At 42.7% G+C, this 14,088-nt stretch carries 11 protein-coding genes; 6 read left to right on the forward strand and 5 right to left on the reverse strand.

The genetic code is table 11. From position 1 onward, the window contains the following. Positions 1 to 190 precede the first annotated feature (190 nt). Entirely contained in the window at positions 191 to 1,168 is a 978-nt protein-coding gene (locus WCM76_04345; GenBank protein ID MEI6764848.1) for an ornithine cyclodeaminase family protein, read from the reverse strand. Positions 1,169 to 1,480: 312 nt separating this feature from the next. On the opposite strand from WCM76_04345, the gene WCM76_04350 reads away from it, so the two are divergent. The 6 genes from WCM76_04350 to WCM76_04375 all read left to right on the forward strand — a co-directional run bounded on the left by WCM76_04350 (position 1,481) and on the right by WCM76_04375 (position 11,118). After that, positions 1,481 to 1,858, forward strand: a complete 378-nt coding sequence (locus WCM76_04350; protein MEI6764849.1) for a Rid family detoxifying hydrolase — start codon at positions 1,481 to 1,483, stop codon at positions 1,856 to 1,858. 92 nt (positions 1,859 to 1,950) lie between these two features. Continuing rightward, on the forward strand, positions 1,951 to 4,092 hold the full coding sequence (locus tag WCM76_04355; protein MEI6764850.1) for a S46 family peptidase: 2,142 nt from the start codon (positions 1,951 to 1,953) through the stop codon (positions 4,090 to 4,092). Positions 4,093 to 4,481: 389 nt separating this feature from the next. Continuing rightward, the gene (gene nuoE, locus WCM76_04360; GenBank protein MEI6764851.1) at positions 4,482 to 5,000 is read left to right on the forward strand and encodes an NADH-quinone oxidoreductase subunit NuoE; all 519 of its coding nucleotides are present in this window, start codon (positions 4,482 to 4,484) and stop codon (positions 4,998 to 5,000) included. A 59-nt stretch (positions 5,001 to 5,059) separates the two neighbouring features. Further along, on the forward strand, positions 5,060 to 6,838 hold the full coding sequence (locus WCM76_04365; protein MEI6764852.1) for an NADH-quinone oxidoreductase subunit NuoF: 1,779 nt from the start codon (positions 5,060 to 5,062) through the stop codon (positions 6,836 to 6,838). Positions 6,839 to 6,866: 28 nt separating this feature from the next. Then, entirely contained in the window at positions 6,867 to 10,565 is a 3,699-nt protein-coding gene (locus WCM76_04370; protein ID MEI6764853.1) for an FAD-dependent oxidoreductase, read from the forward strand. Positions 10,566 to 10,662: 97 nt separating this feature from the next. Continuing rightward, positions 10,663 to 11,118 carry a ferritin family protein gene (locus WCM76_04375; protein ID MEI6764854.1) on the forward strand — a complete coding sequence of 152 codons (456 nt, stop codon included), beginning with the start codon at positions 10,663 to 10,665 and terminating at the stop codon, positions 11,116 to 11,118. Positions 11,119 to 11,165: 47 nt separating this feature from the next. On the opposite strand, the gene WCM76_04380 is transcribed toward WCM76_04375, so the two are convergent. The 4 genes from WCM76_04380 to WCM76_04395 form a co-directional block, all read right to left on the reverse strand. Further along, positions 11,166 to 11,429 (reverse strand): zinc ribbon domain-containing protein, encoded by a 264-nt coding sequence (locus WCM76_04380; GenBank protein ID MEI6764855.1) that lies wholly within the window; start codon positions 11,427 to 11,429, stop codon positions 11,166 to 11,168. Positions 11,430 to 11,434: 5 nt separating this feature from the next. Further along, entirely contained in the window at positions 11,435 to 11,905 is a 471-nt protein-coding gene (locus WCM76_04385) for an NUDIX hydrolase (GenBank protein MEI6764856.1), read from the reverse strand. A 43-nt stretch (positions 11,906 to 11,948) separates the two neighbouring features. Continuing rightward, positions 11,949 to 13,493 (reverse strand): ribonuclease Y, encoded by a 1,545-nt coding sequence (gene rny, locus WCM76_04390; GenBank protein ID MEI6764857.1) that lies wholly within the window; start codon positions 13,491 to 13,493, stop codon positions 11,949 to 11,951. Positions 13,494 to 13,804: 311 nt separating this feature from the next. Further along, the gene (locus WCM76_04395) at positions 13,805 to 14,086 is read right to left on the reverse strand and encodes a cell division protein ZapA (protein ID MEI6764858.1); all 282 of its coding nucleotides are present in this window, start codon (positions 14,084 to 14,086) and stop codon (positions 13,805 to 13,807) included. Between the last annotated feature and the right edge of the window lie 2 nt (positions 14,087 to 14,088).

The raw sequence follows: 14,088 nt of genomic DNA on the forward strand, positions 1-14,088 counted from the left end.
TTTCGTAACTTGCTCCTGATCAATAGACATAGAATTCATTTTTTTACGATTATTTGTTTATATTAAAACAAAGATAAGCAAATATTCGTTAATTAGGTGCTTATACCTAAAATTTAACATTTCCAGTATATTTATAACTGATTGTTATTATCTTCTTAATATTTTTATATTGAACCGGAATTGCTATCCATTAAATTGTGATAATTGTCCCAATGTTTTTCTCTATAGCTTTGTCATAAACTAATTTTGCCGTGGCTGCATCCTGTATGGCAAGTCCGTTCGATTTAAAAAGTGTAATCATTGAATTATTGGTTCGTCCTGCTTTTTTCGACGTAATGATTTCGCCAATCTCTGCATAAAAATGCTCTGCCTTTATGACACCTTCTTCAATAGGGATGAGCAGATCGCCGGCCTCACTAAAACATGCTTCTTTAGAATCTCCGACAAAAAGAGATCTCTGAATAATGGCAGAATCCAGTTCTCTTGCGTTTGGTGTGTGGCTGCCAATCCCGTTTATATGTGTTCCTTCTTTTACCTGGTTTCCGTCAAACAAAGGATTGGCAGATGACGTTGCAGTGCATATTATATCCGCTTCAAGCAATTGCTGAGGTTTCGTGGCTATTATAATTTCGATGCCGAGCGTCTCACTCATTTCCGTAGCAAACCTCCGGGCCGCTTCATCCGAAATATCATAAACAATAGCACTGGCTATATCTCTGACTTCTGTCATTGCCCAAAGCTGCATGCGTGCCTGAACTCCCGAACCGAAAATTCCAACTACCTGACGTTTATCGTTTCGTGCCAAATATTGCGTTGCTATTCCGCTTGCTGCACCTGTTCGTAAGGCTGTCAAATATCCTCCGTCCATGATACATGTTACATCACCTGTTTTGGGATCCTGCAACAGCACTTTCCCTATCGTGGTTGGCATATTGTATTGTGCAGGATTGTTTTTATATACAGTCACAACTTTGCATGCAAGCGCCCCCATCACTGGCAAATATGCCGGCATATAAAGCGCAAGACCATCGGGTGGCTTTATGGCCGTTCGGAGCGGGAGCACAGCCGTTCCGTCAGCCAGTTCTGTAAATGCTTTTTCCATGACCCGGATACAATCCTTCATGGTGAGAACCGACATTACATCGGTACGATTCAGTATAAGTGTCATCAGTGGAAGATTTGGTTATTGCAATACTAAACAAATTTTTCTATGCATGCAAGGATTGTTTTTGTTCATCTCCGGACTGTCATTCTGAAGCGTTTATAAAACCCGGTTTTTACAATAAACCGTTAATGAAATAAAAATTATTGAAACGTTTTTGCATCAATTTTCACATCCCGTTTTTTCAGTTGAAAAATTGTGAAATCTTTACAGAAATCACGTTTATTATTTATATAGCTTTGTGTTTTCGGAATATAAAATGTGCCTATCGACAAAGGCTGAAATTATCAGGATAAACCATAGATTAATACCGTTAAAATGAGAAAGAATATTAGCATATCAGGGGCGCCTAAACCTCTTGGTCCGTACAGTCAGGCCGTAATGATAAAAGGAATGTGTTTTATTTCGGGTCAGGTTGCCATCAATCCGCATACGGGCGAATTTGTAGGCGCAACCGCTGCAGAGCAGGCAGAGCAAGCAATGGAGAACGTCAAGGCTTTGTTATTCGAAGCAGGACTCGATTTTTCAAATGTGGTGAAAACGTCGATTTTCCTGATGGACATGAACGACTTTGATGCTGTTAACGCCGTTTATCAAGGCTATTTTCAGGAAAACTATCCTGCCCGCGAAACAGTGCAGGTAAGTCGGTTGCCGAAGAATGCGCTTGTTGAAATATCGGCTATTGCTGTTGAGTAGCATTTTTTTTGTGTGAATGCTGTGTTTTTATTAAGTATTTATTTAGTAGTTCCGGGTTGTAGAATATGAAGAAATATTTTTCAGTTTTGATAATGACGTTGCTGTTGGTCAGGATTGTTCCTGCAAGAGCCGACGAAGGAATGTGGTTACCCATTTTATTGGGGGAAGGCACTGAAGCGGAAATGCAACGGCTGGGCATGAAAATATCTGCTGAAGATATTTACAGCCTCAACAAACCATGTATTAAAGATGCTGTCGTACTTTTCGGTGGCGGATGTACTGCTGAAATTGTTTCGGATCAAGGGCTCATTCTTACCAACCATCACTGCGGTAGAAGTGCGATACAAGCACATTCAACACTGGATTTGAATTATCTGGCGAATGGTTTTTGGGCTGCCAATAATGATGAAGAACTTGCCAATCCCGGTTTGAAAGTAAGCATTCTTCTAAGAATGGAGGATGTAACGAATAAAGTGTTGACCGGTATTAATAATAAAGCTGACGAAACACAACGCCAGGCGCAAATTAAAGCCAATTGCGAAAGAGTGGCGAAAGAAGCTTCCGAAAAGGGCAAATACACAAGCAGTGTTGAAACTTTCTATTATGGCAATCAATACATTCTCGTTATTTATCAGGTGTTTCGCGATGTTCGCCTTGTGGGTGCACCTCCTGTAAGCATCGGGAATTTTGGTGGAGATACCGATAACTGGATGTGGCCGCGGCATACCGGCGATTTTTCGGTATTTCGCATTTATGCCGATAAAGACAATCAGCCTGCGAATTACGACAAATCGAATGTGCCCTATAAACCGGCTTTTCATCTCTCAATTTCAACAAAAGGGATTAAAGAAAATGATTTTACCTTTATTGTAGGTTTCCCGGGACAAACGCAGGAATACCTTGCCTCTGATGCAGTGGACTTTATTGCCAATACTGAAAATCCTGCCCTGATAAGAATACGCGAAAAGCGACTCGACATCATGGATAAATACATGAAAACCGACAAGCTTACCCGCTTGAAATATTCAGCCAAGTACTACAGTATTGGTAATTTCTGGAAAAAAATGATTGGTGAAGCCAAGGGTATTAAACGCCTGAATACTATTGCTCAGAAGAAAGAACTGGAAAAAAGATTTACCGCATGGGTAAATGCCGACAAAGACCGGAAGCTAAAGTACGGCAGTGTGCTTGCATCCTTCACGGAAACGTATAAAGAGCTGCTGCCATATGAGCTGGCGGCTGATTATTTTGTGGATGCGGGCCTTGGAATCGAAATTGTGCGCTTTGCCCGTAATTTCTATAAACTGGTCGACCTGAGCAACGGTAAAAAAGCAAACGATGCGGACATTCAGGAATGCCTTGATCAATTGAAAGCCACCTCCGCCGGGTTCTTTAAAAATTATGATACACGCATTGATCAAGAAGTGATGGCGGCATTGCTGCAGATGTACTATAAAGACCTGGATCCGGCCTATGTGCCCGATGTAGTACTAAATAACGGAACGGCCACAAATGGTGATTTTACTGCCTATACAGCTGAGTGCTTTAAAAAATCCTTTATGGTTTCAGAAGAAAAAGTAAATGAATTCCTTATGAATTATAAGCCGGGCAAGGCTTCCGTTATAAAGAAAGATCCGATTTTTATTCTTTCTTCGGGGCTGTATTCTTTTTATGCTGAAAATATCTATGCCAAAGTATCGATGATGGAAGAGGAGGTGAACGGTTATTATCGCAAATACATGCGCGGCCTTATGGAAATGGATACCCTCAAGCATTTTTACCCCGATGCCAATCTTACGATGCGAGTTACCTACGGAAAAATTGGTGGCTATCATCCTCGTGATGCGGTTGACTATTCCTGGTTTACAACACTTCCCGGAATAATGAAAAAGGAAGATACGGCCGTTTATGATTATCTGGTGGATCCGAAACTGAAAACACTCTGCGCCAATAAAGACTATGGGCAATGGGCCGATGCCGATGGAAATATGCATGTTTGTTTTATTGCCTCTAATCATACCACCGGCGGTAATTCCGGAAGTCCTGTGCTGAATGCCGAAGGTCAACTTATCGGTATCAATTTCGACAGGGTGTGGGAAGGAACGATGAGCGACATTGCTTTTGATCCGGAACGATGCCGCAACATTGCCGTTGACATTCGCTATTGCCTGTTTATCATTGATAAATTTGCCGGTTCCAAAAGGCTGATTGATGAAATGACCCTCGTTAAGTAGACTTGAGTCTTCGATTCTTTACAACAGCATATTCATAGCCGTTTCATGCCTGTTTTATAACGGTTATTGCATTAATTTACGAATTACACCTAATTTGAATTAAGTATATTACTGACGTGTTCACATACGTGTAACTATCAATAATATATGCCTTATTTTAGAAATGTTATAAATATAACAATGCGTTTTGGTCTGTTTAGACATTTTGTACTTTAGCAGCCATTATATAATGTATAAATCAGCCAGCCGGTTTTTTTTAATTTTCGAAAACCGCTTACGTATTCAGGGAGTCTTAAATATTAAGAGTTAAACTTAAAAATGGTTTCTACCTACGTAATAAATGATTTATTTTTACCAACCCCTAACTTCTAACCCCCAACCCCCTAATTATGAGAATAGAAAGAATCTACCACCAAAAAGACAAGAAGGTTCAGGACCAGGTTGACCTTGGGATGATAGACGCGCTCATCAGTAAATACAAAGGAAAAAAGGGGAACATGATTCCTCTGTTGCAAGGTGTTCAGGAGACCTATGGTTATATTCCGGAAGTGGCATTTTATAAACTTGCCGAGGAAGCCGGTCTGAAGTTGAACGACATGTATGGTGTAGCCACCTTCTATGCACAGTTCAGGCTGAATCCTGTTGGCAAGCATATTATTAAAGTATGCCACGGAACTGCTTGTCACGTGCAGAATGCCAACTCAATTACCGATGCTTTGCAGGAATCTTTGGGTATTAAAGATGGCGAAACTACCGAAGACCGGATCTTTACACTTGAATCCGTTGCCTGTCTCGGATGCTGTTCACTGGCACCGGTTATGATGCTGGGAGATGAAACTTATGGTAAACTTACCGGCAGCGAAGCCGTTAGTATTGTAAAAAATATAAAAATCCGCGAAAGCAATTAAAGAACCAATGTGATGATGCGGATAAAATTTCGCATTACGCAGATAACAACAGAATTATTATGGCAAACACAAAAGTTATTGTTGGGCTTGGAAGTTGCGGAATTGCCGCCGGTGCAAATAAAACATACCTCAAGATTGAAGCACTGAAGCACACCGACAATCTGAATTTTGAATTAAAGAAAACGAGCTGTATCGGTATGTGCTTTCGCGAACCTTTGGTGGAAGTTATTGACGACAGTGGTTCGTATATCTATGGGAATATTGACGAAGACCGAGCCATCGAAATCATTGAAAAGCATATAAAAAATGGTGAAGTTGTTAAAGAATTTGTTGTAAAGACTGATCTCTTCGAAACGGCAGACAATCATTTTTTTCGTGACCAGGTGCGTATCGCACTGCGTAATTGCGGCATGATAGACCCCGAGAAAATTGAAGAATATGAAAGCCGTGATGGTTATAAATCCATTGCGCGCATTGCTTCTGAGAAGCTTGAACGCGCTGCCGTGATACAAACAATGATAGACAGCGGGTTGCGAGGACGCGGCGGCGGCGGCTTTCCTACGGGCATGAAATGGCGGTTTGCCAACAATTACAAATCACCTGAGAAATATGTAATCTGTAATGCCGATGAGGGCGACCCCGGCGCCTTCATGGATCGTTCGCTGCTGGAAGGCGACCCACACTCGGTGATAGAAGGGATGATTATTGCAGCCTATGCCATTGAAGCAACCGGAGGCGTTATCTATTGCCGTGCCGAGTATCCGCTTGCCATTAAACGACTGAACATTGCCCTTGATCAGGCTCGTGCCAAGGGTTATCTTGGTAAAAACATTTTTGGAATAGCAGATTTTAATTTTGATATCTATATAAAGGAAGGTGCCGGTGCGTTTGTATGCGGTGAAGAAACAGCTCTTATTGCATCCGTCGAAGGGAAGCGCGGTATGCCCCGCAAGCGCCCGCCATTCCCGGCCGAATCGGGATTATGGAGAAAACCCACAAATATTAATAATGTAGAAACCCTTGCCAATGTTCCTTACATCATACTCAATGGTGCAGGAGCATTTAATAAATACGGAACAGAAAAAAGTAAAGGCACCAAAGTATTTGCCCTTGCCGGAAAAATCAACCATTCGGGTCTTGTTGAAGTACCAATGGGCGTTACCATACGCGATATTATTTTTAAACTGGGCGGTGGCATTCCTAAAAACAAAAAATTTAAAGCGGTGCAGCTTGGCGGCCCTTCAGGTGGCTGTATTCCCGAATACCTTGCCGATACCATAGTTGACTATGATTCGGTTACCGCTACCGGTGCTATTATGGGCTCGGGCGGTATGGTGGTCATGGACGAAACTACCTGTATGGTTGATGTGGCGCGCTTTTTCCTGAATTTTACTCAGGAAGAATCATGCGGAAAGTGTACTTTTTGCAGGATAGGCACAAAACGAATGCTCGAAATTCTTACGCGCATCACCGAGGGTAAAGGACAGGAAGAAGACCTTGCACGTCTCGAAGAACTAGCGTATCAGATTAAAGATAATTCATTGTGCGGTCTGGGGCAAACAGCACCCAACCCTGTTCTCACGACCATGAAATATTTCCGCAATGAATATGAAGCTCACATCCGCGATAAAAAATGTCCGGCTAAAGTTTGCAAGCAGCTAATCACTTATACCGTTGATGCCGATAAATGTACCGGCTGTACGGTATGTGCAAAAAAATGTCCGGTACAGGCCATCAGCGGCGAACGCAAAAAAGTTCATCTCATTGATCAGGTAATCTGCATCAAATGCGGCGACTGCTTCAACAGATGCAAGTTTGATGCAATCATACTTTCATAATTTGTCTAATAAATAATCATAGAATACGATGAGCAACAATCTGAATATAATCCTGAACGGAAAAAGTGTTATTGGAAATAAAGGTGAAACCATTCTTGAACTTGCTACCCGGCAAGGTATTGAGATTCCGACACTGTGCCATGACGCCAGGCTTGAGCCTTATACGTCATGCTATCTCTGCGTTGTAGAAGTTGAAGGCATGCGCGGGCTCCAACCAGCCTGCTCTACAAAGGTGAACGAAGGGATGAAAATTGATACACACAACACTAAGATATTTAAAGCGCGCAAGGCGGCTTTGGACTTGCTGCTGAGCAATCACTATGCCGATTGTCTGGGTCCGTGTAAACAAACCTGCCCTGCCGGCGTTGATGTTCAGGGTTACATCAGCCTGATTGATAAAGGCATGTACAGCGAAGCCATTGCACTCATTAAAGAAACCAATCCGCTTCCCGCTATTTGCGGTCGTGTTTGTGTTCGTCCCTGTGAAGTTGCCTGCAGGCGCAACCTCCTTGACGAAGGTGCTGCTGTTGGTATTGATTATTTGAAACGCTTTGCGGCAGATTATGATCTGGCATCCGAGCATAAATATATACCGGAAATTAAACCGGCAACGGGTAAAAAAGTTGCGATTATTGGTGCGGGTCCCGGCGGACTTTCAGCTGCTTTTTTCCTGCAGAAAGAAGGCCATCAGGCTGATATTTTCGAAGCCAGTCCGGCGGCAGGAGGCTGGCTGCGATATGGAATTCCTGAATATCGTCTTCCCAATAATCTGCTTCAGCAGGAAGTTGACAATATCACTGAAATAGGTGTAAACATTCTTTATAACCAGAAGCTTGGCGAAAACCTTAGTTACAAAGCGCTGAAGTATAAATATGACGCCATTATTCTGGCAATAGGTTCACAAAAAGGAACATCCATTGGATGCGATGGCGACGATGCCGAGAACGTTTTTTCCGGTATTGATTTTCTGAAGCAAATGGAAATCAGCGGCAAGAAATACGACTTTTCGGGAAAAACCGTGGGTGTGATTGGTGGTGGCAATACTGCGATGGACTGCTGTCGCTCCGCCATGCGCTGTGGCGCGAAAAAAGTTTTTGTAGTGTATCGCCGTACCGAAAAAGAAATGCCGGCAAATCCCATTGAAATTCATGAATCGAAACTGGAGGGCATTGATTATCATTTTCTGACAGCACCCGTTCGTGTAAACAAAGATGATAAAGGCAGAATAAAATCGCTTACCTGCATTAAAATGGATCTTGGCGAACCCGATGCATCAGGTCGCAGAAGACCGGTACCTGTGGCCGGTTCGGAGTTTGACCTCGAAATGGATTACGCTCTTGCTGCCATCGGACAGAAAACAGACATCAACTTCCTGAACGATGTAAACAGTAATACTGAAACAGGCGAGCTGAAAATAAATAAGTGGGGCGATATTGATGCCAGCGCTTCAACACTTCAAACGGGCGTGAACAGAATTTTTGCCTGCGGTGATGGAGTTACAGGTCCTGCCACACTTATTCAGGCTGTCGGTCAGGCAAAAATTGCAGCACTCAGCTGTCATCAGTTTCTGATGGGTATGCCTTTGATTCCTGAAAAACAGGGTTTCATTTCAAAAAGGGAAAACTTTAAACCTCAGGTAAAAGAAGATTATCTCGGTAAATATTCGACTCAGGAACGACACGAAATGCCTACTCTTGACCCCAACAGCCGCAAGAATTTTAAAGAAGTTGAGTTGGGTTATGAAGGCGAGAAAGAAGCCCGGATGGAAGCCCAACGATGTCTTGAATGCGGCTGCTCAGAATATTATGTGTGCGATTTAAAACGCTATGCTACAGAATACGAAGCTGACCAGAAAAAATTCAACGGCGATTTCAGAGAATATGAAGTGGATTTCCGTCATCCGTATATAGAAATTGATAATAATAAATGTATACTGTGTTCGCGTTGTATCCGCATTTGCAGTGAAGTTGTGGGTGCCAATGCGCTGGGTCTGGTAGAGCGCGGTTTCAAAACATTTGTTGCTCCAAGTCTTGGGCAGTCGCTTACCGATACCCAATGCGAGTCGTGCGGTATGTGTGTTACAACCTGTCCGACCGGAGCCATCACTGAAAATGTGACGTTCAAACCGGGACCGGTTACAGCTGAAACATTTGATACTATTTGCAATTATTGCTCCGTTGGCTGCGAAATAACGGTTCACCACCGCAAGCAGCGTGTTATTAAAGTTACAGGTCGCAAGGGCAGAGTAAACAAAGACGGTAATATCTGCCGTTTCCCACGGTTTGGGTACGATTATCTGAATGATAACCAACGTATCACCCGTCCAATGATTAAGGTTAACGGCAAGTTTGAACCTGCAGGTTTTGCGGAAGCCTATGATGCCATTACCAAAAAAATCAAGAGTGTTAAGCCTGATCAGAATGCTTTTTTTGCCGGTGCGCGTCTCACAAACGAAGAAATGTATCTGGTGCAAAAGTTGGCCCGTTTTGGTGCGAAAACCAATAATGTAGGCAGTTTCCACTATCTGGGCAGGGGCGATGAATATTTGAACAGTTCCAGATTTAATGTTCCCTTTGATCAGCTGAGTGGTGCCGGAAAGATTTGGCTGTTAGGGTCGGAGATTAATACAGACAACGCCGTTATCGGTTTTATGGTAAATAATCTTCATAATAAACAACACGTTCCGCTTGAAAATATCACCGTAAGGGAAAACAGCAGCGTAAAGCATAAAGTGGATAAGAACACCGTAATTAAGGATTATTACTTCTTTGTGAAAGCCGTAAATCATTATCTGCTATCCAACGGACTAGAGAACGCATTGTTTATTAAGGATAACTGCAGCGGATTCGATACCTATAAAGCAGCCTTGCTGGCCGAGAATTTCAACGAGCTGGTGGAAAAAGGTTCCTGCTGTGAAGAATGTGTAGTGGATTTTGCCACAGATTTCAATAAGCAGATGAATGCAATCCTTATTTATTCCGAAAAGGAGGTGCCATCAAATGCAGTTGCAGAACTCAGAAACCTGTCACTCATTACCGGCAAGCTCGGTAAAACATCGATGGGTATGCTTGCACTGAAAGAGAAAAACAATGCACAGGGGCTTTCGGATATGGGTATTCATCCTCAATTTGGCGTTGGTGGCGTATCTGTTGACGATAGCACTCTGCTCAAGAAAATGAAGGACATATGGGGTACGTCGGAATTGCCGGAGAAATTTGTTGGCGTGCAAACCGGCTTGCTTGAAAAAGGTGACGTGAAAAACTTGCTTATTTTTGGTGAAGATCCTATAGGAACAGCCATAGATAAAGACTTGGTAAATAATTGGTTCAAAAAGGCGGATTTTATAGTGGTACAGGATTGTTTTATGACAGAGACAGCTGCTGCCGCCGATATTATTTTACCGGCCTCGTTCCCGATTGAAACGGGCGGAGGTTTTACAAATACACAACAATATCTGCAGCGTTTTGAGCGTGCACCGAAATTTGATGCCGTTCTCGAGCGTCAATCGTATGAGCAATTGCTCGATTTGCTTGGTAAATTCGGCACCCATAAAATTTCCGATACTACCGACGTGATGATGGAAGCTATTCAGTTACTTCCGCAGCCCAATGGTCATACTCATGCTTTTGTAATTTCTGCCGCTGGCTGTGGGCCCAGATTATTCGACAGTGGGGCTGATGCCATCACTGCAAAGTTTGAGCGTGAATTTAGTGAGCGTTTTGCTTAGTGGAAGTGAAATTATAGTCATCGTAAACGGGATGTGTCAAAAACTTTCCGGCGGATGGTAAGCGATTTTGAATATTTTTGTACTAAATAACTGTAACATGAAGGAATTTAAATCAACCGAGGATATTCTTAATTTTGCCATTGAGGCTGAACAGGACGCGTTTGAATTTTACTCGAAGTTAGCGGGTGGCGCAACGTCTGAGCAAATGAAAAAGGTGTTCGAACAATTTGCTCAGGAGGAAAGCGGGCATAAAGCCAAGCTTCTGAAAATCCTGGAAACTGGTATGGTTGAAATGACTCATGAAAAAGTTGCTGACCTAAAGATTGCCGACTACACTGTAAGTGTTGAAGTCAACGAAAATATGACCTATCAGGATGCACTTATTGTTGCGATGAAAAAAGAAAAGGCAGCTTTTCGCTTATACCTGGCGCTATCAGAAAGAGCACCCAGTGCTTCACTTAAAGACCTCTTTATGATGCTTGCCACTGAAGAATCAAAGCACAAGCTGCGCTTCGAAATTGAATACGACGAATTCGTACTTCGGGAAAACTAGAAATAATATTTTCAGATAAAGCAACGCTGAGCTGTCAGCGTTGCTTTCTATTTCTGCCAGCGCTCCAATCGCGGAATGTGGCTTGTAAGAAACCATCTTCTTACGGAGCCGTAGCCCATTTTTTTCAACATATCATTTACCAAATCCAGCATTTGGTTTACATCGGTAAAGTCGCGTGTGAACTTTCCTTTTTCGTAGCAGTAGCTGCAGTATTTGTCGCTTTTCGACCCGTCTTTATTGGTTCCACCACCTTTAGGATCCTGAACTTTGGGCATTCCGCAGCTCTGACAGAATTTGTCTAATTTGCTCATGATATTTATTTAATAGTCGCCAATATTTTCTCAATGCCATTTTGTAAAACCACAGTATGGTCAAACGCCAATCCGGGCAAATTATTCACACTGAACCATCTCGCTTCCGAAGCATCGTCACCGGCTATAATTGTCGGCATGTCTGATTTAAAAATGGTATAATAGATAACGCTTATCGTTCTTCCTCTGGGGTCGCGTCCCGGTGTGCCCACGGTAAAAAGCTGTTTAATGTTTGCCGGTATGATGCCGGTTTCTTCCTGCAGTTCTCGCAAGGCAGCAGCTTCCAGGTCCTCATTCATATCTACAAAACCCCCCGGAAGTGCCCACAAATTTTTATAAGGGTTGTTTTTTCTTTTTATCAGAAGAACTTTGAAATTTTCAGACTCACCATGCAAGACAATGCAGTCGGTGGTTACCATTGGTCTCGGATAATCATACGTGTACTGCATGATTTTGCTGAATGATATTTGTATCATAAAAAAGCCGCAGATAAAAAGGTCTGCGGCTTTTTTTAAAAAATTACTTAGCGTAGCTGATAGCCCGCGTTTCCCGAATAACGGTAACTTTAACCTGTCCCGGATACGTCATTTCCGTTTGTATCTTGGTCGAAATATCGGTAGCCAGTTGAATGGCTTCGTTATCTGTAACTTTTTCAGCGCCTACAATCACTCTAAGCTCACGACCTGCCTGAATGGCGTATGTTTTCACAACACCTTCATACGAAAGAGCAAGTTGTTCCAAATCTTTAAGGCGGTTGATGTAGCTTTCCACAATTTCTCTGCGCGCACCCGGTCTGGCACCGCTGATGGCATCACATATCTGAACGATGGGAGCGAGCAGGGTGGTCATTTCCACTTCTTCGTGGTGAGAACCAATAGCGTTGCATACTTCGGGCTTTTCCTTGAAGCGTTCGGCAAGCTGCATCCCTAAAACTGCATGTGGTAATTCCGGCTCATTGTCAGGAACTTTACCTATGTCATGAAGCAGTCCTGCCCTTTTTGCCAGTTTAGAATTTAATCCGAGTTCTGAAGCCATGGTGGCGCACAGGTTGGCAACTTCGCGCGAATGCTGCAGGAGGTTTTGTCCGTATGATGAACGATATTTCATTTTACCGACCAGACGGACCAGTTCATGATGCATCCCGTGTATGCCAAGGTCGATGGTGGTGCGTTTTCCAACTTCCACAATCTCCTGTTCAATTTGTTTCTTTGTTTTAGCTACGACTTCTTCGATACGTGCCGGATGAATGCGACCGTCGGTAACGAGTTGATGCAGCGACAGACGTGCAATTTCTCTGCGTACCGGATCAAATCCGCTGATGATGATGGCATCGGGCGTATCATCAATAATAACTTCAACGCCAATGGCGGCTTCCAGCGCTCTGATATTTCTGCCTTCGCGACCAATAATGCGGCCTTTTATCTCGTCATTTTCTATAGGGAATACCGATACGGTATTTTCAATGGCATGCTCGGCAGCAGTGCGTTGTAAGGTTTTGATAACAATCTTTTTTGCTTCAAGATTCGCTGTCATTTTTGCTTCCTCAACAATCTCACGGATATGTGAAGCTGCTTCAGCCTGAGCATTGCCTTTGAGGGTTTCAACAAGCTGCTGTTTGGCTTCATTGGCCGACAGCCCTGAAATGGCTTCCAGCTGCTCTATCTGCTGATTGTGTGAGCGGTCAACTTCTGCTTGTTTTTTATTGAGGAGGTCGAGTTGATTATTGAGGTTTTCACGTACAGTTGTCAGTTCCTTTTCTTTACGAGTGAGTTCTTCAAGCTTTTGTGAAAGTGTCTGTTCCTTCTGTTTAATGCGGTTTTCATTCTTAAGGGCTATATTGTTCTTTTCGGTAATTGCCTTTTCATGTTCTGCTTTAAGCTGAAGGAATTTTTCGCGTGCCTGAAGTATTTTTTCTTTTTTCATTACTTCGGCTTCACTCTCGGCATCTTTAATAATATGCCCTGCTTTCTTTTCGATGGCCTTCCTGATAATTGTACCGGTAACCAGGCCTCCAATTGCCAGTCCGCCGATAACAGAAATCAGGATAAAAATGATTAGATTCATAATTAGTGGTTTTTATATAGGTTTAGGTGATTTTTATATTTGTAATAGTTGAATATTAATAACGACAGAAAATAAAAAACCCGCGATAATCAGGGAGTTTAGTATAAACCCCAAAAAAGACATGGATAGGGCTGCCAGATTTTTTCGGATTTCCAATGTCCCCGAAACGAGGAGCCCGGCATAACCGGGATAAGGCCTATCCTATCTATCATGAGCTTCACCCTAATTGAACTTGTGTTGAGTTTATCAAACTTAATTGAATTACCGCGGGTAAATCTTAATATTTTGGTTCAAAGAACGTTTTGGCAGTTTTACTGCTCGTCAAGGATTGTTATAATGGACTGAAGGCCTGTTGTTATTTCAGTTTTGTTTTCGGCTATCAGTTTCTCGAGGTTCAGGGAACTTGTGGTGTATTGCAGGGCAACCATCGCAAGCAAATCCTGCCTGTCCTTGAATGCATAAGACCTTGCGTACTCTTTAACTTTCTCATCTATAAGCTTTGAAGCCTTACGCACCGTTTCTTCTTCCTCCTTTTCAATCGTAAGTTTGTAATTCCTGTCGGCGATTGAAACTGTTATCGAAAATTCACTCATTT

The sequence above is a fragment of the Bacteroidota bacterium genome (assembly GCA_037133915.1).
Classification (GTDB): Bacteria; Bacteroidota; Bacteroidia; order Bacteroidales; family CAIWKO01; genus JBAXND01.

Bases quoted from the DNA above. Each gene is read 5' to 3' on its own strand.
- WCM76_04385 (MEI6764856.1), bottom strand. From the start codon at position 11,905: ATGATACAAATATCATTCAGCAAAATCATGCAGTACACGTATGATTAT.
- WCM76_04370 (MEI6764853.1), top strand. From the start codon at position 6,867: ATGAGCAACAATCTGAATATAATCCTGAACGGAAAAAGTGTTATTGGA.
- WCM76_04380 (MEI6764855.1), bottom strand. From the start codon at position 11,429: ATGAGCAAATTAGACAAATTCTGTCAGAGCTGCGGAATGCCCAAAGTT.
- WCM76_04355 (MEI6764850.1), top strand. From the start codon at position 1,951: ATGACGTTGCTGTTGGTCAGGATTGTTCCTGCAAGAGCCGACGAAGGA.
- WCM76_04375 (MEI6764854.1), top strand. From the start codon at position 10,663: ATGAAGGAATTTAAATCAACCGAGGATATTCTTAATTTTGCCATTGAG.
- rny (MEI6764857.1), bottom strand. From the start codon at position 13,493: ATGAATCTAATCATTTTTATCCTGATTTCTGTTATCGGCGGACTGGCA.
- WCM76_04395 (MEI6764858.1), bottom strand. From the start codon at position 14,086: ATGAGTGAATTTTCGATAACAGTTTCAATCGCCGACAGGAATTACAAA.
- WCM76_04345 (MEI6764848.1), bottom strand. From the start codon at position 1,168: ATGACACTTATACTGAATCGTACCGATGTAATGTCGGTTCTCACCATG.
- WCM76_04365 (MEI6764852.1), top strand. From the start codon at position 5,060: ATGGCAAACACAAAAGTTATTGTTGGGCTTGGAAGTTGCGGAATTGCC.
- WCM76_04350 (MEI6764849.1), top strand. From the start codon at position 1,481: ATGAGAAAGAATATTAGCATATCAGGGGCGCCTAAACCTCTTGGTCCG.
- nuoE (MEI6764851.1), top strand. From the start codon at position 4,482: ATGAGAATAGAAAGAATCTACCACCAAAAAGACAAGAAGGTTCAGGAC.